The organism is Saccharothrix sp. DSM 118769 (assembly GCF_052936295.1).
On record NZ_CP193627.1, the window covers coordinates 6,318,550 to 6,340,081 of the forward strand.

Annotated in this window: 18 protein-coding genes and 1 other annotated feature; of the genes, 8 read left to right on the top strand and 10 right to left on the bottom strand. The window is 71.8% G+C overall.

Going from position 1 to position 21,532, the window contains the following annotated elements:
* Positions 1 to 174: 174 nt before the first annotated feature.
* The 3 genes from ACRAKJ_RS26695 to ACRAKJ_RS26705 all read right to left on the bottom strand — a co-directional run bounded on the left by ACRAKJ_RS26695 (position 175) and on the right by ACRAKJ_RS26705 (position 2,033).
* A complete protein-coding gene (locus tag ACRAKJ_RS26695; RefSeq protein ID WP_438922691.1) occupies positions 175 to 663 on the bottom strand; it encodes a hypothetical protein in 489 nt (162 codons plus the stop codon).
* 68 nt (positions 664 to 731) lie between these two features.
* Entirely contained in the window at positions 732 to 1,241 is a 510-nt protein-coding gene (locus tag ACRAKJ_RS26700) for a hypothetical protein (RefSeq protein ID WP_438922690.1), read from the bottom strand.
* A 291-nt stretch (positions 1,242 to 1,532) separates the two neighbouring features.
* The gene (locus tag ACRAKJ_RS26705; protein ID WP_438922689.1) at positions 1,533 to 2,033 is read right to left on the bottom strand and encodes a hypothetical protein; all 501 of its coding nucleotides are present in this window, start codon (positions 2,031 to 2,033) and stop codon (positions 1,533 to 1,535) included.
* 546 nt (positions 2,034 to 2,579) lie between these two features.
* Between ACRAKJ_RS26705 and ACRAKJ_RS26710 the strand changes: the two genes are divergently transcribed.
* From ACRAKJ_RS26710 to ACRAKJ_RS26725, 4 genes are all read left to right on the top strand, one after another.
* Positions 2,580 to 4,331: a tetratricopeptide repeat protein gene (locus ACRAKJ_RS26710; protein ID WP_438922688.1), complete on the top strand. Its 1,752-nt coding sequence runs from the start codon at positions 2,580 to 2,582 to the stop codon at positions 4,329 to 4,331.
* 48 nt (positions 4,332 to 4,379) lie between these two features.
* Positions 4,380 to 5,617 (top strand): IS3 family transposase gene (locus ACRAKJ_RS26715; protein ID WP_438927070.1). Its coding sequence is split into 2 segments (ribosomal slippage): positions 4,380 to 4,659 and positions 4,659 to 5,617, totalling 1,239 coding nucleotides; the frame shifts between segments, so codons are not numbered across the junction.
* Positions 4,655 to 4,786: a sequence feature (AL1L pseudoknot), on the top strand. Its footprint overlaps the gene before it by 132 nt.
* Positions 5,618 to 5,762: 145 nt before the next feature.
* Complete coding sequence (locus ACRAKJ_RS26720) at positions 5,763 to 6,059, top strand: hypothetical protein (RefSeq protein ID WP_438926919.1); 297 nt, start codon at positions 5,763 to 5,765, stop codon at positions 6,057 to 6,059.
* 124 nt (positions 6,060 to 6,183) lie between these two features.
* On the top strand, positions 6,184 to 6,948 hold the full coding sequence (locus ACRAKJ_RS26725) for a Calx-beta domain-containing protein (RefSeq protein WP_438926920.1): 765 nt from the start codon (positions 6,184 to 6,186) through the stop codon (positions 6,946 to 6,948).
* A 61-nt stretch (positions 6,949 to 7,009) separates the two neighbouring features.
* Here ACRAKJ_RS26725 and ACRAKJ_RS26730 read toward each other — a convergent pair whose 3' ends face one another.
* Positions 7,010 to 9,988, bottom strand: coding sequence for a BTAD domain-containing putative transcriptional regulator (locus ACRAKJ_RS26730; RefSeq protein ID WP_438926921.1), 2,979 nt, complete (start codon positions 9,986 to 9,988; stop codon positions 7,010 to 7,012).
* 149 nt (positions 9,989 to 10,137) lie between these two features.
* Here ACRAKJ_RS26730 and ACRAKJ_RS26735 point away from each other — a divergent pair, with 149 nt between their 5' ends.
* Complete coding sequence (locus tag ACRAKJ_RS26735) at positions 10,138 to 11,391, top strand: hypothetical protein (RefSeq protein WP_438926922.1); 1,254 nt, start codon at positions 10,138 to 10,140, stop codon at positions 11,389 to 11,391.
* Between the two features lie 361 nt (positions 11,392 to 11,752).
* Here the strand turns inward: ACRAKJ_RS26735 and ACRAKJ_RS26740 are convergent, their stop codons facing one another.
* The 4 genes from ACRAKJ_RS26740 to ACRAKJ_RS26755 form a co-directional block, all read right to left on the bottom strand.
* The gene (locus ACRAKJ_RS26740) at positions 11,753 to 12,661 is read right to left on the bottom strand and encodes a recombinase family protein (protein WP_438926312.1); all 909 of its coding nucleotides are present in this window, start codon (positions 12,659 to 12,661) and stop codon (positions 11,753 to 11,755) included.
* 251 nt (positions 12,662 to 12,912) lie between these two features.
* Entirely contained in the window at positions 12,913 to 13,929 is a 1,017-nt protein-coding gene (dmpG, locus tag ACRAKJ_RS26745; protein ID WP_438926313.1) for a 4-hydroxy-2-oxovalerate aldolase, read from the bottom strand.
* Entirely contained in the window at positions 13,926 to 14,870 is a 945-nt protein-coding gene (locus ACRAKJ_RS26750; RefSeq protein ID WP_438926314.1) for an acetaldehyde dehydrogenase (acetylating), read from the bottom strand. Before ACRAKJ_RS26750 ends, dmpG begins: the two co-directional genes overlap by 4 nt.
* A complete protein-coding gene (locus ACRAKJ_RS26755; RefSeq protein ID WP_438926315.1) occupies positions 14,867 to 15,664 on the bottom strand; it encodes a fumarylacetoacetate hydrolase family protein in 798 nt (265 codons plus the stop codon). Before ACRAKJ_RS26755 ends, ACRAKJ_RS26750 begins: the two co-directional genes overlap by 4 nt.
* A 105-nt stretch (positions 15,665 to 15,769) precedes the next feature.
* Here ACRAKJ_RS26755 and ACRAKJ_RS26760 point away from each other — a divergent pair, with 105 nt between their 5' ends.
* A complete protein-coding gene (locus ACRAKJ_RS26760; RefSeq protein ID WP_438926316.1) occupies positions 15,770 to 16,531 on the top strand; it encodes an IclR family transcriptional regulator domain-containing protein in 762 nt (253 codons plus the stop codon).
* A 37-nt stretch (positions 16,532 to 16,568) separates the two neighbouring features.
* Here the strand turns inward: ACRAKJ_RS26760 and ACRAKJ_RS26765 are convergent, their stop codons facing one another.
* Both ACRAKJ_RS26765 and ACRAKJ_RS26770 read right to left on the bottom strand, forming a co-directional pair.
* On the bottom strand, positions 16,569 to 17,885 hold the full coding sequence (locus ACRAKJ_RS26765; RefSeq protein ID WP_438926317.1) for an MFS transporter: 1,317 nt from the start codon (positions 17,883 to 17,885) through the stop codon (positions 16,569 to 16,571).
* 96 nt (positions 17,886 to 17,981) lie between these two features.
* Positions 17,982 to 18,836: an alpha/beta fold hydrolase gene (locus ACRAKJ_RS26770; protein ID WP_438926318.1), complete on the bottom strand. Its 855-nt coding sequence runs from the start codon at positions 18,834 to 18,836 to the stop codon at positions 17,982 to 17,984.
* Positions 18,837 to 19,064: 228 nt separating this feature from the next.
* On the opposite strand from ACRAKJ_RS26770, the gene ACRAKJ_RS26775 reads away from it, so the two are divergent.
* The gene (locus ACRAKJ_RS26775; RefSeq protein ID WP_438926319.1) at positions 19,065 to 19,895 is read left to right on the top strand and encodes an IclR family transcriptional regulator domain-containing protein; all 831 of its coding nucleotides are present in this window, start codon (positions 19,065 to 19,067) and stop codon (positions 19,893 to 19,895) included.
* Between the two features lie 61 nt (positions 19,896 to 19,956).
* The gene (locus ACRAKJ_RS26780) at positions 19,957 to 21,507 is read left to right on the top strand and encodes an AMP-binding protein (RefSeq protein WP_438926320.1); all 1,551 of its coding nucleotides are present in this window, start codon (positions 19,957 to 19,959) and stop codon (positions 21,505 to 21,507) included.
* Positions 21,508 to 21,532 lie beyond the last annotated feature (25 nt).

Here is a 21,532-nt window from a genome sequence, read left to right on the forward strand (position 1 = left end):
GATCGGAGCTGCCAAGTGCGGTCACCCCACCGCCGAACAGCCGACGAACCGACCCGATCATCACCACCACCAGCCGCAAGCAAGCCGCCACGACCGAGCCCCTGCTCGACTACGTAGCCGATCGAGACCGCCCACGACTTCCCGCTCCCGTGAAAACGAACTGAGGTCCGGAGGTCAGCGGACGTACTGGCGCGCCACGTCCACGAACGCTCGCACCTCCGCCTCCATCGCGTCCGCGGCCTTCCGCACAGTCAGCGGCAACGTATACCGCTCGAACGTGGATGCGTCCTCCGCGATGAACCGCACCATCCCCAGCTCGCGGTCGGCCTGGCGGACGGCCCGCGCGCCGGCGGCCAGCTCGTCCGGACCGGACAGGTCGAGCAGGCCGGAGACCTGCCGGATCTCGTTGCGCGCCGTGTAATAGGTGTTCTCGACCTCGAACTCTTCGGCCATCTCCACCACGTCGGCCCCGAGTGTCCGGCGGCGGTGCAGTGTGTTCAGCCGGATCAACGTCGAGCGGGCCGTGGTCGCGGCCTCTACCAATCGCGCGCATCGCTCCGCTCTCTCCTGCCGGGACCGGGCACGCGCCGCGAACAGTGCCTTCACGGGCTCCAGCATCACGCCGAGCGCGACACCGCCCAGCGCGAACAGGCCGGTGATCAATGGGGTCAGCATCCCGACAGCGTCGCCGCAGTCGCGCGGCCGGGCGATCGACCGACACGGTGAGATCGCTACGCCGGCAGCTTCCGTGCTGTCGCCGCGAACTCGTGCACCACATCCTCTAGCGTGTGGGCGACGTCGAGCACGGCCTTCGGCGGCCTGTCTTTGTCGAAGCGCTCGCCGTCGTCGCCGACGAACCGGGCACCGCGGAGCGCGCGTTCAGCCTCCCTCACCCCCATAGCGGCGTCCACCAGCTCGTCCGGGCCGCTCAGCCGCAGCAGCGCCACGGCCTGCCGCAGCTCGTTGCGGGCCAGCCGGTAGGCCTCGACCAACTCCTCCTCGCGCGTCGCGTCGACCTCGACTCCGGACGCGGCGCGACGGTGGGCCTGGTTCAGCGCCAGCAGACGGGCTCGACACGTCATCGACGCCTCGATCAACTTCGCACATCGTGCCGCCCGGTCGTCGCGGACACGGGCACGCCGCGCGGCACCGAGCTTGAGCGGTTCGACCAGGGCGCCGACGGTCACGCCACCGAGCGCGGCGGTCGCGGCGATCAGAGCGGGGGCCAGGGTGGTCCACATGCCTACGAGGTGCACCGCGCAGTCGGCCAGGTACATACGCCGAGCAACTCCAGCCGAACGGATCAGCTACTCGCCGGCACCAATCTCAGGTCCGTCACGGCCCTGTTCAACACGCCGCATGGCCACGCCTCGCCGCAGTCGGCGCCCAGGACTCGGCGGCCTTCGCCAGCGCCCAGAAGTACATGTTCGGGTCGGTGCTCTTCTCATTCATGCGGGCATCGTGACAAGGCGGTGTTGCCCACCCATCCCGACACTCCATCGCGCCCCTCAGCGTTTGACGCCACGTCGGGTTCAGAAGCGGCGGAGGTTCCACAGCTGCTGCTCGTGCAGGGCGGTGAGCACGCGCTTCTCCAGTTCCACCGCGGTGGCCCGGTCGGCCGTGGTGGCCCAACACAGCCACAACCCGGCTTCACACATGGCCAGGGCCGCCCAGCCTTTCACGTCCAGCCGCTCCCCAGCGGTCAAGGCCGCCAGCCGCCTGCTGAGGAACGCTCCATCGTTCAAGGCGCGATCCAGTACCGCTCGGCCCAAACCGGACACCGCCGCCTTGCCGGTGCAGTAGGCGGCCATCCTGCCACGCAGGCCCACGCCCCGGCGGTCTCCAGCCATACCCACGTAGACCAGTCCCGCCGTGGTGGCGGCCAAGTACACCCCCGGCGAGCGAGGCGCCGCCGCAGGCAACACGTCAAACGGAATCCAGGGCGACCAAGTGGCCAGTGCAGCCACGGGCTCGGACAGCTCCACCGCCACAGTGTCGATCACGGTCCGCTTGTCCGCAGCGATGTCAGTCAAAGGAACCACCTCCGCAACTCTGGACCAGTACTGTCGCTCGGACCATAAACCGTGCGAGCAAGCGTTCGCGCGTCTACCGAATCTCGGCACTAGCGGACGTTCGCCGCCATGCTCGATCAGCGGCATGTCAGGACGTTCGCGTAGTTTCCGAGCCGGTATCGCCCGGTCGGTGTGGATATTCGAATCGGGGCTGGTGCTGTTGATCGGTGCCTGGGCTGAGGTGTCGGACGCGTCTTGCCCGTCGCCCGCGGGCCGACGGGTCGTGGATGTTTCGCGCTCAACAGATCCGAGTCTTACGGGGTGTATTGCTGCGGGGTGTGGCGCAAGGCGGGCGCCGTTGGTGACTGACAGCGCCGGAACGACGCGATATCGTGCTGGGCGTGCCCGCAGTTCTTCGGTGCGGGCGGGTGGCTTGCCGTGTGGACTCGCTGGATGGGCGAGACGAGCGCGGTGAACAAGTTGTCGGGTCGCGTGGGTGGGGCCGCTGTGCAGGCGGGCACCGTGCACGGGGGTGTGCATCTTCATGTCGATGTTCCCGCGCGGCCGGTGCCGCGACAACTGCCCGCCGACGTGGCCGGGTTCACCGGTCGTGAGGAGCAGTTGGCGTGGCTGGACGAGCGTGCGCGGCAGGGCGGGGTGGTGGTGGTCACCGGCACCGCCGGGGTCGGCAAGACCTCGCTGGTCGTGCGGTGGGCGCACCGCCACCTTGAGGGCTTCCCCGATGGCCAGCTCTACGTCGACCTGCACGGCAGTTCGCCACGCGGTCCGGTGACCTCCGGCGAGGCCCTGACAGGCTTCCTGCGCTCGCTGCACGTCCACCCGGAGACGATCCCGGTCTCCGACGAGGACAAGGCGGCCCTGTACCGCTCGCTCACCCACGGCCGTCGGCTGCTCGTGGTGGTCGACAACGCCGCCGACGCCGACCAGGTACGCCCGCTGCTGTCCGCGTTCGGCACGGTCGTGGTCACCAGCCGCAACCGGTTGGCGGGCCTGGTGGCCCGCGACGGCGCCGTCCGCCTCGGCCTGGACGTGCTGCCGGCGGCCGAGTGCCTGGCCCTGTTGCGTGCGACCGCGGGCGCCGACCGCGTCGATGCCGACCCGGACGGGGCCGCGCGGTTGGCTGAGCAGTGCGCGTATCTGCCGCTGGCGTTGCGCGTGGCCGCCGAACGCATCGCGGCCGACCCGTTCGCCACGCTCGCCGACCTGACCGCCGAACTGGCTGCCGAGGAGGACCGCCTCGACCTGCTATCCGCGGAGGGGGACCCGTCGTCGGCGGTGCGCGCGGTGTTCTCCTGGTCCTACCGGTCGCTGTCCGACGAGACCGCGGCGGCGTTCCGGGCGCTCGGTCTGCACCCGACGCCGGAGTTTTCGCTGCGCGTCGTGACCGCGCTGCTCGACGCCACGCCCGGCCGGGCCCGGCGCCTGGTCGAAGCACTGGTGTCGGCACACCTGGTCCAACGCACCGCCCGCGACCGCTACCGCCTGCACGATCTGCTCCGGGTTTACGCGGTGGAACTTGCCGCGGACGCCCCTGGATGTGCGGGCGCGATCCGCCGCGTCCTGGCGTGGTACCTGTACGCGGCGGACGCGGCCGACCGCGTCCTGCTGCCGCTCTACCGCCGGCTGCCGCTGCCCGACGACCGGGTGGCCCGCGAGCAGTTCGCCGACCGGGCGGCGGCGATGCGGTGGTGCGAGGCGGAACGCGTGAACCTGGTGGCAGCCGTCCGCCTCGCGGCGGACTCCGGCGAACACGCCATCGCCGCACGGTTGCCAGTCGCGCTGTGCAGCTTCTTCGACCTGCGCAAGTACTGGCTCGACTGGGCGACCACGTTCGAGATCGGCAGGGAAAGCGCGCGGGCTGCGGGCGACCGGCCGGTGGAAGCCCATCTGCTCTACGGACTCGGCACCATCCACTACGAACTCTGGCAGGACGACCACGCCGCCGCGCGGTACCGGGAAGCGTTGGCGCTCAGTCGCGGGATCGGCGACGGCTGGGGAGTGGGCGCCGCCCTGGCCGGACGCGCCTACCTCCACCGCAGGCACAAGCGCTTCTCCGCGGCGTTGGACGACTTGCGTGAGTCGCTGGCCGTCCGTGAGCGCATCGGCGATGAACGGGGTGTGGCGATCACGTTGAACCGGCTGGGTTCGGTGTACCGGGATTTGGGGCTTCTGGACGAGTCGCTGGCGCACCTGACCGGTTCGCTGGAGGTACGTCGACGGATCGGAGACCGGCACGGGCAGGGGTATGTGTTCCACAGTCTGGCCGTGACCCACGAGTATCTGGGTCAGCCCGACTGAACCGCCCCGGCTTTGGTGGGGACTCCATTGCTTGTGGAGGATGGAGTCATGGCAGGAACGTCACGGCACTCGGCCGAGGTGCGTCAGCGGGCGGTGCGGCTGGTCCAGGACCATCGGGATGAGTACCCGTCGTGGTGGGCGGCGGTGTCCTCGATCGCGCCGAAGTTCGGGGTGACCCCGGAGACGCTGCGCAAGTGGATCAGGCAGGCCGAGGTCGACCACGGTGCCCGTCCCGGTACCACGACCGAGGAGTCCGCGGAACTCAAGCGCCTCAAGCGTGAGGTGGCGGAACTCAAGCGCGCCAACGAGATTCTTCGATCGGCGGCGACTTTCTTCGCGGCGGAGCTCGACCGCCCCACGCAACGGTGATCGACTACATCGACCGCCACAAACAGGAGTTCGGGGTCGAGCCGATCTGTCGTGTCCTGCGTGGGGCAGGCGTGGCGATCGCCCCGTCCACCTACTACGCCGCCAGAACTCGCCCCGCCTCGGCGCGCACCGTCCGCGACGGGGAACTGCGCGAGGAGATCCTGTCCGTGTGGCGGGACAACTACGAGGTCTACGGGGCGCGCAAGATCTGGACCACGTTGCGTCACAAGGGGATCACGGTCGCCCGGTGCACCGTGGAGCGATTGACGCGCGAACTGGGCATCACCGGCGTGGTGCGGGGCCGTCCGCGCCGCACCACGATCCCGGCGAAGGACGGGCGCCGCGCCGGCGACCTCGTCGACCGGGACTTCACCGCCGGACGGCCGGACGCGTTGTGGGTGGCGGACTTCACCTACGTGCCGACCTGGTCGGGAACCGTCTACGTCGCGTTCGTCGTCGACGTGTTCTCCCGCCGGATCGTGGGCTGGAAGGCCGACACCTCCATGCGCACCGCGCTGGTGCTCGACGCGCTGGAGATGGCGTTGTGGGCCCGCGGGCACACGGGTCACCCGGTCACGGCGGGGTTGATCCACCACTCGGACGCGGGCAGTCAATACACGTCTTTCGCGTTCACCGACCACCTTCTCGCGGCCGGGATCGACGCCTCGATCGGCTCGGTGGGCGATGCCTACGACAACGCCCTGGCCGAGTCGACCATCGGGCTGTACAAGACCGAACTAATCAACCGACAGGGCCCCTGGCGCACCCGTGACCAGGTCGAATACGCCACCCTGGAATACGTCGACTGGTACAACAACCGGCGGCTGCACGGCAGCATCGGGCACCTGGCACCCGCCGAAGTCGAGGCCGTCTACTACCGTCAACATCAGCCAACCCCGGCTGGAGCAGTCAACTGAACGAGTCTCTATCGAACCCGGGGCGGTTCACTTGCGGGGACGGTACTTCCGGACTGTCGGTTCCGGTCGTCGGGTGGGTGGCGGAGGGCGGTGGTCGCGGTCCGCATCCGGGTTGTGACCGTCCCGTCCGGCGCCCGGGGCTGCGATGACGAAGGCATTGACAGCCCGAAAGCACCTTCCCCGCAAGGGGATCGATCTCCACCGTAAGGTCACGGCCGCGACCGGCTACCAACCGTCACCACCGGAAGTGCGCCAGAGCCACTCGTTTGACCCCGACGTCGTTGAGGATGTCGACGGCAAGCCCATTGGAACCGCGGTGAAGCGCATGTGCCGGTTGTTCGACGAAATTGGCGACCATTGCCCTACGGCCAGCACCGTCCGGCACGGCGGCAACCGGAACTGGCCGAGCCCGACGTGCCGCGCAGGCCTGACCAGCCGATGACACGGAGGCCCGGAACGACTCTTGTTCCGGGCCTCCCGTCTCGTCGCAGGACGTTCACAACCGGGCCGCAACAGGGCTCGCGTATTCCTGTCACCAGGCAAGGCAGTCAGAGGGGGACAGGAAGATGCGCAGACTCATACCGGCAGTGCTCACCGCCGCGGCGGCGTTGACGCCGATGATGGTGCACACCGCGACCGCGACCGCCACGTGCGTGCCCGAGGTGACCATCCAGAACGCCGGGCAGTACGAGGGCAGCCTGAACGCGGCCAACGCGCTGGTGTTCACCGTGGACGTGGCGCCGGGGTGCGATGGGCAGGGGACGGTGGCGTACCGGACCAAGGACTACAACGGCGTGGAGGGGTGGGCGACCGCGCACAACGACTACACGCCGGTGAACGGGGTGCTCCAGGTCGGGCAGGGGCCGCTGGTCGTGAAGGTGCCGCTGGTCTCGGACCAGGAGGTCGAGGAGGACGAGTCGATCGCGGTCGAGTTGTACGACCCGCAGGGGGTCGTCATCGTCAACGACGTCTTCGGCCTCGGCACGGTGTACGACGACGACTCGCTGTCGGTGTCGCTCGACGGCGGCAAGATCTGCTGGGACCCGGAGTGGACGGGCGTGCAGCTGGACCTCACGTCCGCGGCCGAGATGCCGGTGACCGTCAGGTTCCACGTGTCCGGCGGGACGGCCGTGGCGGGCGTGCACTACGAACCGGTCCGCGAGGGGACGGTCACGATCCCCGCGGGCTCGACGACCGGCATGGCCGCGGTGCGGCTGTTGCCGGGTGCCGAGCGGGAGCCGGACCGGTACTTCGTGGTCGAGATCTTCGACCCGTCGGCGGGGACGGTCGGCACCAGCCGGGCGACGGTGACGGTGCGGCCCCCGACCTGATCGGGCCGCGTGGCGAAGTGCTCTGGCCGTGGGGGGCGGTGGTCATCGCCCCCCCCCACGGTCACGCGCTGAGCGCTTGGGCGTCCGGCAGGGCGTTGGCCTGCTCGTACAGCCTCATCGCCGTCCGGCGGTGGTGGGCCGCGACCGGGTCGCTCAGGCGGTCGGCGAGATCGGCGAGGTTGCGGTGGACGTGGGCCTCCTCGTAGGGGTCCGGCACGCGTTCCCTCACGACGAGGGCGGCGTGCAGGTGCTCGCGGGCGGCGTCGAGGTCGCCGACGAGCAGCAGCGCGCGACCGATGTGGCCCAGCGTCGAGGACTCGCCGTGCCGGTCACCCACCTCGCGGCTGACGGCCAGCGCCTCTTCGAAGCGCTCCAGCGCGGACGCGTGGTGCCCGCCGTCGAGGCGCGCGATACCGGTGTCGAGCAGCGTTTCCCACTCCAGCCAGCGGTCGCCGATGTCGCGGCTGATGGCCAGCGCGCGTTCGAAGTGCTCCGACGCCCGGTGCCGCTCGCCGACCTGCAAGTACGCCTCGCCGAGGGTGTCGAGGGTGCCCGCTTCCAGCCGGGCGTGGCCCAGCTCGCGCAGCCGGCGCAGCGCCTCGTGCAGCGGGGCGAACGCCAGGTCCGGCCGGCCCATCCGCACGTACGTGTGGCCGAGGTTGCGCTGGGCCAGCGCCCGGCCCAGGTCGTTCCCGGCGGCGGTGCTGTGCTCGACGGCGAGGTGGTGGGCGGTGACGGCCCGGTCGAAGTGGCGCAGCTCGGCGTGCATGTTGGCCATGTTGTTGTGGATGTGGCCCTGGGCCGCCAGGTCGCCGACGGCACGCGCGACGGTCAGGGCGCGGTCGCTGGCCGCGAGCGCTTCGGGCAGCCTGCGGGTCATGAAGTAGGCCACGCCGAGCGCCCGCAGCATCTCCGCTTCGGCCGCGGTGTCGCCGAGGTCGCCGGCCGCCGCCGCGCCGTGCCGGCACAGCTCGACGCGGTCGTGCCAGTGGCCGGCGGCGTCGTAGAAGCTGGTGAGCAGCGAGGTCAGCTGCCAGGCCGCGGTGAGGTGGCCGTTCTCCCGGGCGTGCGCCACGACCGGGACCAGGTTGGCCCGCTCCGCGTCGAGGAACGCCAGCGCCGCGCGCTTGTCCGGGGCGAACGGCGGCTCGGCCGGCGTGTGCCGCGGGGTGGGGGTGACCGGGCTGCGGTCGGGGTCGATGAGCCTGCTCGCCCGGAACGCCGCCGCGAGGTACCAGTCGACCAGCCGCGCGGTGCCGTCGTGGTCGGGTTCGTCGGCGCGCACGCGGCAGCGGGCGTATTCGCGGATCAGGTCGTGGAACCGGTAGCGGCCCTGCTCCACCGGCGTGACCAGGTGTGACGCGGCCAGTTCCGCCACGGCACGTCGACCGGCCGCGGCGGGCAGGCCGCACACGGCGGCACCGAGGTCGCCGCCGAACGTGGGGCCGGGGTGCAGGCCGAGCCCGCGGAACACCCGGGCCACCTCCGCGGTCAACGGCCGGTAGGCGCTGTTCAGGACGGTCCGCACGGTGCGGGAGTCGCCAACGACGGCCAGGCCGTCCAGCCGCTCGGAGTCGGTCAGTTCGGCGGCGAACTCGGCGACCGCGCCGACGGGCCGGCCGACCAGTCGGGCCGCGGCGATGCGCAGGGCCAACGGCATCCCGCCGCACAGCCGGGCCAGCCGGGCCGCCGGACCGGACTCGCGGGCCACCCGGTCGTCCCCGATGACGCTGCCGAGCAGGCTGACCGCCTCGTCGTCGCACAGGGCCGCCACGCCGACGACCCGGGTGGCGTGCCGGGCGGCCAACGCGGCCATGTTCTGCCTGCTGGTGAGCAGCAACAGGCTCCCGGGGCCGGGCGGCACGAAGCGCAGCACGTCCTCCACGCCGGCCGCGTCGTCCAGCACCACCAGGTACCGCTTGCCGTGCAGCAGCGACCGGTACAGCGCGGCCTGCTCGTCGGGTTCGCCGGGGATCCGGTCGTCGGGCACGTCCAGGGCGCGCAGCAGGTGGGCGAACGCGTCGCGGCCGGGCAGGGCCAGCTTCGGGTCGTGCCCGCGCAGGTCCAGGTACAGCTGCCCGTCGGGGAACCGGTCGGCGACCCGGTGCGCCCACTCCACGGCCAGCGAGGTCTTGCCCATGCCGGCGGCACCGGCGACCACCACGATCGGGAACCCGTCCCGGGCGTCGTGCGGTGCGAGCACCCGGTCCAGTTCGGCCAGCTCCGCGGTGCGGCCGGTGAAGTGGCCGACCCTGGCCGGGAGCTGCCGCGGCGGCACGGTGACCGCCGCGGGCAGCGGGTCGAGCACTGGTTCGCGGCGCAGGATGGCGGTGTGCAGGTCCACCAGCTCCGGGCCGGGGTCGACGCCGAACTCGTCGGCGAGCGTGCGGCGGAGGCGGGCGAACGCGTCCAGGGCGTCGGTGTGCCTGCCGCAGCGGTGGAGCGCGAGCATGTGCAGCCGGACCAGGCGTTCCGTGGTCGGGTGCTCGGCCAGCAGTCGGGGCAGTTCCAGCACGGCGGCCTCGTGGCCGCCCGCGCGGATCTCGGCTTCCCAGAGGTCCTCCACGGCGGAGAGCCGCAGCGCGTGCAGGCGTTCCACCTCGTGCTCGCCCCACGAGCTCAGGTCGGTGCCCGCGAACGCGTCGCCCCGCCACAGGCCCACCGCCTCGCGCAGCACCGCCACCGCCCGGTCGACCGCTGCTCCCCCGGTCAGGGCCGACCGCCCGGCCGACGCCAGCCGTTCGAACCGGTGCGCGTCGACCTCCTCACGCGGCACGTCCAGGACGTAGCCCGGGTTCCGCGTGGTCAACGCCTCGGGCACGCCGCAGGCGGACAGCGCCTGGCGGATGCGCGCGACGTGGCTGTGCAGGGTGCGCAGTGCGGTGCGCGGCGGGTCCTCGCCCCACAACACGTCCACCAGCCGTGACGCGGACAGCACCTCGCCGGCGTGCAGGGCGAGCACGCCCAGTACCGCACGCTGTCGGGTGCCGGCCAGCGCCGCCGCGCCGCCGGAGCCGTGCGCGCAGACCGGACCCAGCACGCGGATATCGGATCTGACCAGGTCAGCGGGGTGTTCCAGGTGCCGGGCACCGGTCACAACAGCACCACAACCGCAGGACAACGACACCTCCGTAGACCTGTCGGTGTCGGGCGGACAGGGATCGCCCGGAAACCGAGGGGAAAGCTGCGATGGATGCACACTTCCGTAGTCGTCCGAGAAGCACTTGGCGCTACGCGCTGCCCGCCGTCCTGGTGACCGCCGCCGTGGCCGCGACGCTGGTCCCGGCCCAGGCCGTCGCACAGGTGAACCCCGCCACGACGGTCGAGGAGGACCAGGACTTCCCGCCGATGACCACGCCGGACCCGACCCGCACCGACCCGGAGGTGCTGGCCGTCACCAGCGCCGCGGCGGACGCCCTGGAGTACTCCACGGCGGTTGTGGCGGCCGACCCGACCAGGGTGTACCCGGAGGGCTCGGTGGAGGCCATCCTCCAGGCCGGGATGCTCACGATGCCGGCGGAGGTGCTGCGGGAAGCCACCCGTTCGGCGCAGGCGATGGTGAACGCCGACGTCGACGCCAGGATGGCCGAGTTCGGCCAGTACGGCCGCAACGACTGGACCACGCACGCCCGGCTGGGGTTCGCGGGCGTCTTCCGGACCGAGACGCTGCCGGTGGACCGGGCCGCGCTGACCGCCCGGCTGACCAGCCAGGCCGACCAACTGGCGATCGAGGGCCGCGCGGCCGAGCAGCAGGTCGACGAGGAGGCCGACAGGCTCGGCGTCGACCCGTCCACCATCAAGCGGGTGAAGGCGCTCGCCTTGGACATCACGTCGGTGAAGTGCTTCGAGACGACCTCCCAGGAGTGGTTCAGCGACGAGATCGAGATGGGCGGGGTGGTCGTCGGTTCCGACGGGGTGACCAAGAAGGTCCCGCCGTTCCAGGTGCACGACGACTTCGACGCCGGTGAGATCATCACCTACGGCAACGGCGGCAAGCGGTTCTCCACGCTCGACATGTCCCAGCCCGGCGTGTGGCCGCGGTACTACGGGCACAGCGTCTTCCTCTCCGAGGAGGATCTCGGCGGGTTCTCCGACGCCCTGACGACCGCCTGGGAGAAGGTCAAGGGCATCGTGCAGGACGCGATCGCGAAGCTGATCGGCGGGCTGCTCTCGCCCTACCTCGGCGCCGCCATCGCAGGCGCGATCGGCAAGGCGGTCGCATGGCTGGTCAACGTCTTCATCGGGTGGCTGATCAAGCTCGTCAAGGACGACGTCTTCGCACCGCAGCACGTGAACGTCAAGCTGCCGTCGAACGCCGAGTTCATGTACACCAACCCGGTCCACCTCGGTTGGGACGACCACCGCTCGCCGACCATGTCCGGTTGGTACAAGGGCCACGGCGGCGTCTACCGGGTCAACGCCCACCTGGAGGTCCTCCCCTGACCTCTCCACCGACCACGGCCGGCCCGCGAGCGAATCCCGCTCGCGGGCCGGCCGTCGTCGTGGCACGGGCGCTCATTCGTCCTTCTTCTCCTCCCGCGAGTGGCGCAGGTACAGGTCGCGGAGGAGGTTCACCGTGTCGACGGGCAGGAGCGGCTGCCCGCCGGAGAGCCTGGTCACCAGCGCGTCCGCCTGCCCGGTCGACGTCGGAGCGCCCGCCCGATCCCAGTCGTCGCAGGTCCGGGAGGTCCATGAGCGTGTGGTGTCACGTCCGCGGAACTGTCGACCGAAGTCGCGGCGTCAGCGCGTGTGCCAGGCCGGCAGGGTCATTGCGTTGCGGGGTAGCTGCTGGTCACGGCGGTGATCAGGTCCTGTGACCGGCGGTTGGCGCGTCGAAGGGCACGGGCGATGTTGGTGTCGCCGTTGGCGTGTGGGGTGCCAGAACTCTGCACCGGGCCGCTGAGCTGCGGTGACCGTGCAACACGGTCGACAACCCCGGAAACCCCGGACCGTCCACCGAGACCGGACCACCCGCCTCGGCATCCACACCCGCACCCCATGACGCCCCGCCGGCAGGAGCTGGTCGTCTCCGTTCCGAAGCGTGTCGTGTCCGGGCTGCCGGACAAGGCGCCTGCGTGGTGTGCGCGCTGACGTGACGGCACCGCGTTCGAGGAGTTCGACGCGGGTGGCGTCGCAGCGGAAGACGAGCCCGATCGACGGTCTGCACGCGTATGGCGGTGACGACCCGGTGGCGGGAGCGGATCACCTCCGTTTGTGAGCGCATCGCGAGCAGCGACAGCAACGCCTCGTGCGCGGGGTTGTCGAAGTCCACCGGCCCCTCGGCCTCAGGCAGCCACAGCTGCACCCCGAACTGCTCCAGCACCGCTCGCAGCTCCCGCACCTGGGCGCCGTCGAGGAACGCACGCTCGTACTCGCCGACCACCACCGCGTCGGCCCGGTCCGCGTTCGCCGCGATGCAGCGCAGCATCGCCGCGACCCGAGGCCGCAGATGCCGGGGAACCTGACGGGAACACCCGACCTCGAAGTACTCCCCCACGATCGCGCCGTGCCCGTCGGTGAGCCTGCGCGAGACATCCAGCTGCCACGCCCGCGAGGTACGCGGGTCCTGGTGCTCGTGGGTGAAAGCGCGACCGTAGAACAGGAACCGCAGACTCCCGACCGAAGCGGCGTCCAGGGCCGGGATGCCCGGCGGGATGGTGGCGGCGATCCACTCGGCGAGCGTGGTGGGACGCGGCGGGGCGGACACCGTCATGGCGCGGTCCTCGACTCGGCACGGGGAGTTGGATGTCGAGGTGACGAGGCGCCCACGCCGCGATGACGAGGGGTTCAGGAGGTACGCCTGGGTGGACCGGTGCTGCGGTCTTGGGCGTTGATCCGGGAGCCGGTCCGATGAGGTGGTCGGCAGACCGACCCTTGATCGTTGATCGGGGGGGTGCTCGTGGACCGTCGTGCTGAGGGACGCTGATCGGGTTCACGCGCTGTGAGACCGCGAGGACGTGTGCTTCAGCGGCTTGCGGGTGATGCGGTGAGGTCGAGCGCGATGTCGGTGATCATGTCTTCCTGGCCGCCGACCATGCCGCGCCGGCCGACTTCGACGAGGATCGCGCGGGTGTCCAGGCCGTAGCGCGTCGCGGCGGCTTCGGCGTGGCGGAGGAAGCTGGAGTAGACCCCGGCGTAGCCCAGGCTCAGGGTTTCGCGGTCGACCCGGACCTCCCGGTCCTGCAACGGGCGGACCAGGTCGTCCGCGGCGTCCATGAGCGGGAACAGGTCGCAGCCGTGGTCCCAGCCCGTGAGGTCGGCGACGGCGATGAAGGCTTCCAGCGGGCAGTTGCCGGCACCGGCGCCTTGACCGGCCAGGGAGGCGTCGACCCGGGTCGCGCCGTGCTCCACCGCGACCACGCTGTTGGCGACGCCCAACCCCAGGTTGTGGTGTGCGTGGATGCCGATCCCGGTGTCCGGTTCCAGGACCTCGCGGTAGGCGCGGACGCGGTCGCGGACGTCGTCCATGGTGAGGCGGCCACCGGAGTCGGTCACGTAGACGCACCGGGCGCCGTAGGACTCCATGAGCTTGGCCTGTCGCGCGAGTTCGGCCGGTTCGGCCATGTGGGACATCATGAGGAATCCGGCGACGTCCATGCCCAGGTCGCGGGCGGCGCCGATGTGCTGGGCGGAGATATCGGCCTCGGTGCAGTGCGTGGCGACCCGGACCGAGCGGATGCCGAGGCGGTGTGCCTGCCGCAGGTCGTGCAGGGTGCCGATGCCGGGCAGGAGCAGCGTGGTGGGGACGGCGCGCCGGGTGACGTCGCAGACCGCCTCGATCCACTCCCAGTCGGTGTGCGCGCCGACGCCGTAGTTGATGCTGGAGCCGGACAGCCCGTCGCCGTGGGCGATCTCGATCGCGGCGACGCCCGCCGCGTCCAGTGCGCCGGCGATCGACCGCGCCTGGTCGACGGTGTAGCGGTGCCGGACGGCGTGCATGCCGTCCCGCAGGGTCACGTCCTGGACGTACAGGCTGCTCATCGGTTGTCCTCCCGGCGGCGGGCGGCCATGTGCTCGGCGGTCCGCAGGGCCGCCGAGGTCATGATGTCGAGGTTCCCGGCGTAGGCGGGCAGGTAGTGCGCGGCACCTTCGACCTCCAGGAACACGGAGACCTTGACGGCGTCGGCGGGTGCGCCGGCCGGGACCAGGCGGTGCAGGGGGTCGTCGGCGGCGACGGCGTCGAACTGGACCTCCTGCTTGAGCCGGTAGCCGGGGACGTAGGCCTGCACGCGCCCGACCATCGCCTCGATCGACGCGGTGATGGCCTCCGTGTCCGCGCCGGACACGAGGCAGTGCACGGTGTCGCGCATGATCAGCGGGGGTTCGGCCGGGTTGAGGATGATGACGGCCTTGCCCCGCGCGGCGCCGCCGACCTTCTCGATCGCGGACGCGGTGGTCTCGGTGAACTCGTCGATGTTGGCCCGCGTACCCGGGCCCGCCGAGCGGGAGGAGATGGAGGCGACGATCTCGCCGTAGTGCACGGGGGTCACCGCACCGATCGCGGCCACGATCGGGATGGTGGCCTGCCCGCCGCACGTCACCATGTTGACGTTGGTCGCGTCGAGGTGCTCGTCCAGGTTGACCGGCGGCACGACGTAGGGCCCGAGCGCCGCGGGGGTGAGGTCGACGACGGTGCGGCCCAGGGCGCGCAGGACTTCGTCGTGGCGCCGGTGCGCGCCGGCCGAGGTCGCGTCGAAGACGTACTCGACGTCGGCGAACTCGTCGAGGCGCACGAGGCCGTCGACGCCCTCGTGGGTTGTGGCGACCTTGAGGCGGCGGGCGCGGGCGAGGCCGTCGGAGTCGGGGTCGATGCCGACCATCGCGGCGAGGTCGAGCTGGTCCGACTGCCGCAGGACCTTGATCATCAGGTCCGTGCCGATGTTGCCCGAGCCGATGATCGCCACTTTCGCGGGGCCGCTCACGGGGTGCTCCCTTCCGGGGCGAAGCTGATCCGGACCGACCCGAGGCCGGAGATCCGGGCGGAGAAGGTGTCACCGGGCACGACGGGGACCATCGGGCCCAGCGCGCCGGTGAGGACGACGTCCCCGGCGCGCAGCGGCTCGCCGCGCTTGGCCAGCGTCGAGGCGAGCCAGGCCGCGGCGGCGAGCGGGTCGCCGAGGCAGTCGCGGCCGGTGCCCTTCGAGACGAGGTCGTCGCCGCGGTGCAACCGCATCTCGACGTCGGCCGGTTCGACGTCGTGGATCGGCACGCGGGCGTCGCCGAGGACGAACAGTCCCGACGAGGCGTTGTCGGCCACCGTGTCGACGATCGTGATGTCCCAGCCGGCGATCCGGCTGTCCACGATCTCCAGGGCGGGTGCGAGGAACGCCGTGGCGGCGCGCACGTCGGCCGTGGTGCACTCCGCACCGGTCAGGTCGGAGCCCAGGACCAGCGCGAGCTCCGCTTCCACCTTGGGTTGCAGCAGTCGGCCGGCCGGCACCGTCGCGCCGTCGTCCAGTGCCGTGTGGGAGAACAGCGCCCCGAAGTCGGGCTGGTCGACGCCCAGCTGGCGCTGCACGGCGGGTGAGGTCAGGCCGATCTTGCGGCCGACGAGGCGGTGCCCGGCCGCGAGCACGCGTTCGGTGTTGAGCCGCTGCACGGCGTAGGCGGCGTCGACGTCGCCGTCGGCGAACAGGTCGCGGACCGGCGGGCACGGCGTGGCGGTGTCGGCCGCGGTCGCGAGCGCCTCCGCGGCCTTGCGGACGGCGGCGTTCACCGCGGTACCCGGCGGGATCGGGTCGAGGACATCGTGGACCTCCGGGGGTGGGATGTGACGTGCCAGGTATAGGTCGAAGCGGTGGGGTGTGCCAAAGTTCGTTCCGTGACGCGGAACAGCCACTACGGGAACATGCTCGACAAGGCCGCCGCCGTGCTCGATGTCTACCGACCGAACGGCGGCGAGTTCCGCCTCACGGAACTGGCAACCAGAGCGGGGCTGACCAAGACGACGGCTTTCCGACTCGTCGGCGACCTCGTCCGCCTCGGCCTGCTGGAACGTGACGGCGAGCGGTACCGGCTGGGTGGCGCGCTGTTCGAGCTGGGTTCGCTCGTGCCCCGCCGGCAGGACCTCCGCGAGACCGCGCTGCCGTTCCTGCAGGACCTGTTCGAGAGCACCCGGCAGACCGTCCACTTCGGGATCCGCGACGATCGCGACGTCGTCTACCTCGAACGCATCCACGGCCACGACGCGGTCCCGCTGCCGTCCAGGATCGGCGGCAGGCTGCCGCTGCACTGCACCGCGATCGGCAAGGCGCTGCTCGCGTTCTCCGAGCCCGAGCTGGCGGAGGCCGTCCTCGCCGATCCGCTGCCGGCGCTGACGCCGTCCTCGATCACCGACCCGGTGCTCCTGCGCACAGCGCTGGAGCAGACGCGGGTGTCCGGTCTGGCCTACGAAGAGCAGGAGGCCGCACCGGGGGTGAGCTGCATCGCCGCGCCGGTGTTCCGCGGCGCGGTCGTCGTGGCCGCGTTGTCGGTGGCGGTGCCGCGCGAGCAGTTCCGCCCCGCCCACCTGGCCCCCGCGGTGCGGACAGCCGCGCTCGGCCTGTCGCGGACGTTGCGCCAGTCCGCCGAACCGGCCCGGTAGCGCGGCTGCCCCCATCGCGAATCCGGGGGTGGGTGGATCACGCCGCCGGCGCCGCGGTCTTCGCCTCGACGGCCTCCGGCTGCTCGGCACGCGCTTGCTTGAGCACGAGACCGGCGACGAGGCTGATCGCCGATGCCGCCGCCATGTACCCCGCGACGGCGACCCAGGAACCGGTGGACTCCAGCAACGTCGCGCTGATGGCCGGGGCCAGCGCGTTGCCGAAGATGGTGCCGAACGTGAACCCGATCGCCATCCCGCTGAACCGCAGCGACACCGGGAACGCCTGCGAGAAGAACACCGGGAACATCGCGAAGTTGCCCGAGTAGCCGGCGAACAGCAGGGCGAACCCGAGGAACATCAGCACCGGGTTCTTCGTGTTCAGCAAGGCGAACCACACGAACGGGAGCACGACCATCGAGGCGGCGGTGGCGGTGAAGACCGTCCGCGGCCCGATCCGGTCGGCGAGGCGGCCGTAGAGCGGTGCGCAGACCACGACCACCACCAGCCCCGGCAGGAGGGCGCCGAGCATCGTGGACGTGCTGAGCCCCAGTGCGGTCTTGCCGTACGTGAGGGCGTAGACCGACCCCACCGTGATCATGATCCCGGCGCCGACGGTCGCCAGGGTCACGAGGACGACGGTGCCGCCGCACTTGCGCAGCACGTCCACCAGCGGCAGCTTGTGGACCGCGCCGGTGGTCTTGGCGTTCTCGAACTCGGGGCTCTCGCGCAGCTTCACCCGGATCACGAAGCCGGTGATCACGAGCAGGAAGCTCGCCAGGAACGGGATCCGCCAGCCCCACGTGAGCAGGTCGTCCTCGGGCAGCTGCGACACCAGCAGGAACGCCACGTTGGCCAGGATGGTGCCGACGGCCGTGCCGGTGTTGAGGATTCCGCCGAAGAAGCCGCGGCGGTGCTCGTCGGCGTGCTCGACCGTGAGCAGCACCGCGCCGCTGGACTCACCGCCGAACGACACGCCCTGCACGATGCGCAGGGCGACCAGCAGCACGGGTGCGGCGATGCCCCACTGGCCGTACGACGGGAGCAGCCCGATGGCGGTGGTCGCGAGACCCATCATCACCAGCGTGGTGACCAGGATGAACTTGCGGCCCATCCGGTCGCCGAGGTGCCCGAACAACAGGGCGCCGAAGGGACGTGCGACGTACCCGACGCCGAAGCTGGACAGCGAGATCAGCGTGCCGACGACCGGGTCCGCGGCGGGGAAGAAGATCTTCGGGAACAGCAGCGAGGCCGCCAGGCCGTAGAGGGCGAAGTCGTAGTACTCGATCGTGGTCCCGAACCACCCGGCGAGGGCGGCCCGGGCCGGTTGCCGGTGTGGTTGTGTAGCGGTGGACATGGCTGCCTCCGAGCGAGCTGGTCGAGTGGACGTACCTTTGCCGCGGGGATCGACCGCGACAACGCCCGGGTTCAGTCAGCGGACCGGGGAAGCGGATCACCGGGCGAACCGGCGCAGGAACGGCAGCACCACGGCCGCCACCTCCTCGGCCTTGTCCTCCATGAGCGCGACCGTGCCGCCCTCGATCACGGCTCGGCGCACGACCTCGGCAGCGGTCAGGTTCCGGGCCAACGGCTCCAGCGCGGGCAGCGCGAACGGGTCGTCGGCGGCGCCGAGCAGCAGGACCGGCGCCCGGACGTGCCCGATGCGCCGCTCCATCCCGTACCGGGCGCACGCGAGGTGGCCTTCGCGGGGATCGACGCCGGGAGCCAGCGCGTCCCGGACGAACCGGTCCAGCAGGCCGGTCGCCTCGCGCGGGTAGTGGGGCCGCCGCTGCTCCCACCACGTCAGCAGGTGGCCGCCGCCCGGGTCGCGGGGGGCGTCGTCCACCCCGGGACCACCCACGCGCGACGCGCGGTAACCCGCGTCCGTCCACGGCGTGGAGGACAGCACCGCGGCCGTGACCCGGTCGGGCGCGGCGGCGGCCAGCTCGACCGCGACCACGCCACCGGTGTGGTGGCCGAGCAGTGCCGTGCGGTCCACGCCGAGGGCGTCCAACGCCGCGAGCGTGCCGCGGGCGTAGTCCTCGATGAGCTGCGGAACGGGCAGCGGCGAGCTGTTGCCGAACCCCGGCACGTCGATCGCGATCACCCGGTGGTCGGCGGCCAGCAGCGGCTGGAGCTCGCGGAACTCGTCCAGCGAGCGCGGGGCCTGGTGGAGCAGCAGGACGGGCGGTCCGCTCCCCTGCTCCGCGTAGTGCACCTGGCCGCCGGGGACCGCGACGTAGCCGTACTCGACCGCGCTCACACCGCGCTCCCGGCCGGAACCGTCTTCCTCACCATCGGCCTCCACCCGCCGCACCTCCAGCCGGTCCCGCGACACCGCGAGCCGTGCGCGCAGTGTCCGCCGTCACGGTCGGTGAGCCCACCTCTCCGGTCCGCTCAGCGGACCACCGCCGACGAATGGCCCCACCACGGCCGCTACCGGAAACGCGCAGGTAACGGACGGTGACAGTCACTGGACTTGGATCTTGCCGGATGGCGATAATCACGACCCGTTCCCGGCCGGTGAGGAGGCTCCATGCCAGCAGAGGACGAGGGCCGGCCGAGCTCGGTTCTCGGCAAGGCCCAACTGCTGCTGCGCGCTTTCGAGTCGGGCACCTACCAGTTGGGGCTCACCGACCTGAGCCGCCGGTCCGGCGTGCCCAAGGCGTCGGCCTACCGGCTGGCGCAGGAACTGGTCGAGTGGGGGCTCCTGGAACGCCGGGGCGACTGTTACCAGCTCGGGTTGCGGATGTTCGAACTCGGCCAGCGGGTGCCGGTCTCGGCGGTGCTGCGGTCCGTCGCGGGCCCCGCGCTGGCCGACCTGTTCGCCGTCACCCGGGCCACGATCCACCTGGCCGTGCTCGACGGCGCCCACGTGCTCTTCCTGGAGAAGGTGGCGGGCGAGGCCAACATCCACTCGCACTCGCGCATCGGGGGCCGGTTGCCCGCGACGTGCACGGCGACGGGCAAGGTGCTGCTGGCCGCCGCACCCGACCTCGAGGAGCACCTGGCCCGCTTCCGCTCGGCCGGGTTGGCCCACCTGACCTCCCGCACCGTGTCCTCGGTGGACGACCTGCGCAAGCAGTTGACGGCGGTCCGGGCCCAGGGGTTCGCCCTGGAGATCGAGGAGACGATGCCCGGCGTCGGCAGCCTCGCGGTCCCCGTGACCGGCGCGGACGGCACCGTCCACGCGGCGGTGTCGACCACCGCGCCGGTGGCCCGTCTGACCCCCCGGCACCTGCTGCCCGAGCTGCGCACGGCCGCGACCACCATCGCCCGGGCGCTCGACCGCGCGCTGCTCACCGCCTCGGCGGTGCGCGACGAGCCGTTCACCGTGACGCTTCCGGTGAAGCGGGCGGCCGGCTGACCGGTCCGCTGAGCGGTCCGCCCCCTTGGCCGGGTCCGGCGCCGACCCGACGATGATCGGGGTGAGCGAGGATCAGGCGAGTTCCCCGGTCGACCTGCTGACGAGCCGGTCACGGCAGGACCCGGACCGCGAGTTGGTCCGCTTCGACGACGGCACGCGCCTGCGCGTCGGTGACGTCGAGGAAGGCTCCCGCGCGCTCGCCGCCCGGCTCCGGGTCCCGCCCGGTACCCGCGTGCTGACCTGCGTGCGGCCGGGCGGCGTGGCCGTCGAGCTGCTCTTCGGCCTCGCCCGGCAGGGCGCGGTGGAGGTGCCCCTGGCCCTCGACGTCACCCCGTCCGCCGCCGAGTCGATCCGGCGGTCCACCGGCGCCGCCGTGCTGGTCGCGGGTACGTCCGCGATCGCGGACAACCCCGCCGTGCGCGCCCTGCTGAGCAGGGTCGAGCGGGTCGTGCTGGTCGCCGAGGACGATCCCGGTCCGGGTGGTCACCCGTTCCTCCGCGAACTGCCCGTCGTCGGGGCGCGGGAGCACCGGCCCGCACCGGGTGACGTGCTCGTCGTGCTGTCCACCTCGGGCACCACCGGACGGGCCAAGGCGGCCGAGCTGCCGCACTTCGCGGCCGTGCGCCACGCCCGTCGGGTGGCTGCGACGATGGGGTACGGCCCGACGGACGTGCTGTTCAACGTGTTCCCCTGGCACCACGTCAACGTTCGGCACACGGCGCTGCTGCCCGCGTTGCTGACCGGCGCGCGGCTGGTCGCGCACCGCCGCTTCTCGGCCTCCCGGTTCTGGGGGGCGTGCCGGTCCGAAGGGGTCACGGCGTTCAACTTCATGGGCGCGATGCTGGCGATCCTGGACCGGCGGCCGGGCGACGGCCGCGACCGGGACCACGCCGTCCGCCTCGCCTACGGCGCGCCGGCGCCCGCCGAGCTGACCGCCCGGTTCCTGGAGCGGTTCGGGGTGCGGGCACTGGAGGCGTACGCGAGCACCGAGCTGGGTGACGTCGCGGCCAACACCCCGCACGACTGGCGGCCGGGCACGGCGGGGCGTGTGGTCCCGGAGTACGAAGTCGCGATCCTGGACGAGGCCGGACGGCCCCTGCCACCCGGGTGCACCGGGCAGATCGCCGTGCGCGCGAAGCTTCCGCACATGCGGTTCCACGGCTACGCCGGCGACCTCGTCACCACCGCATCGGTCCTGCGTGACGGCTGGTTCCGCACCGGCGACCGCGGGCGCTTGGACGAGGACGGCTACCTGGCCTTCGCCGGGCGGCGCGGTGACGTGGTGCGGCGGCGCGGGGAGAACATCTCGACCTGGGACGTCGAGCAGGTGGTGCGCGCCCTGCCCGGCGTCGTGGACGCCGTCGCGCTCGGGGTCGAGTCCGACCTCACCGAGCAGGAGGTCCTGGTCGTGCTCACCACCGACGACCGCACCGTCGACGGACCGGCGGTGCGGGACTGGTGCCGCACCCGGCTGCCGCGGCACGCCCTGCCGCGGTACGTGCGCATCACCCGCGAGCTGCCGCGCAACGGCAGCGGCAAGGTCGTCAAGTCCCTGCTGCCGGCCACCGTGGACGACTCCACGTGGGATGCCGAGCACCGGTCCGCCCAGTGAACCGGACGCGGGCTGCCCGACGTCG

What these genes read in the sequence shown, in the direction of transcription:
- ACRAKJ_RS26700 (WP_438922690.1), bottom strand. Translation starts at nt 1,241, where the DNA reads ATGTGGACCACCCTGGCCCCCGCTCTGATCGCCGCGACCGCCGCGCTC.
- ACRAKJ_RS26720 (WP_438926919.1), top strand. Translation starts at nt 5,763, where the DNA reads ATGACGAAGGCATTGACAGCCCGAAAGCACCTTCCCCGCAAGGGGATC.
- ACRAKJ_RS26725 (WP_438926920.1), top strand. Translation starts at nt 6,184, where the DNA reads ATGCGCAGACTCATACCGGCAGTGCTCACCGCCGCGGCGGCGTTGACG.
- ACRAKJ_RS26735 (WP_438926922.1), top strand. Translation starts at nt 10,138, where the DNA reads ATGGATGCACACTTCCGTAGTCGTCCGAGAAGCACTTGGCGCTACGCG.
- ACRAKJ_RS26740 (WP_438926312.1), bottom strand. Translation starts at nt 12,661, where the DNA reads ATGACGGTGTCCGCCCCGCCGCGTCCCACCACGCTCGCCGAGTGGATC.
- dmpG (WP_438926313.1), bottom strand. Translation starts at nt 13,929, where the DNA reads ATGAGCAGCCTGTACGTCCAGGACGTGACCCTGCGGGACGGCATGCAC.
- ACRAKJ_RS26765 (WP_438926317.1), bottom strand. Translation starts at nt 17,885, where the DNA reads ATGTCCACCGCTACACAACCACACCGGCAACCGGCCCGGGCCGCCCTC.
- ACRAKJ_RS26775 (WP_438926319.1), top strand. Translation starts at nt 19,065, where the DNA reads ATGCCAGCAGAGGACGAGGGCCGGCCGAGCTCGGTTCTCGGCAAGGCC.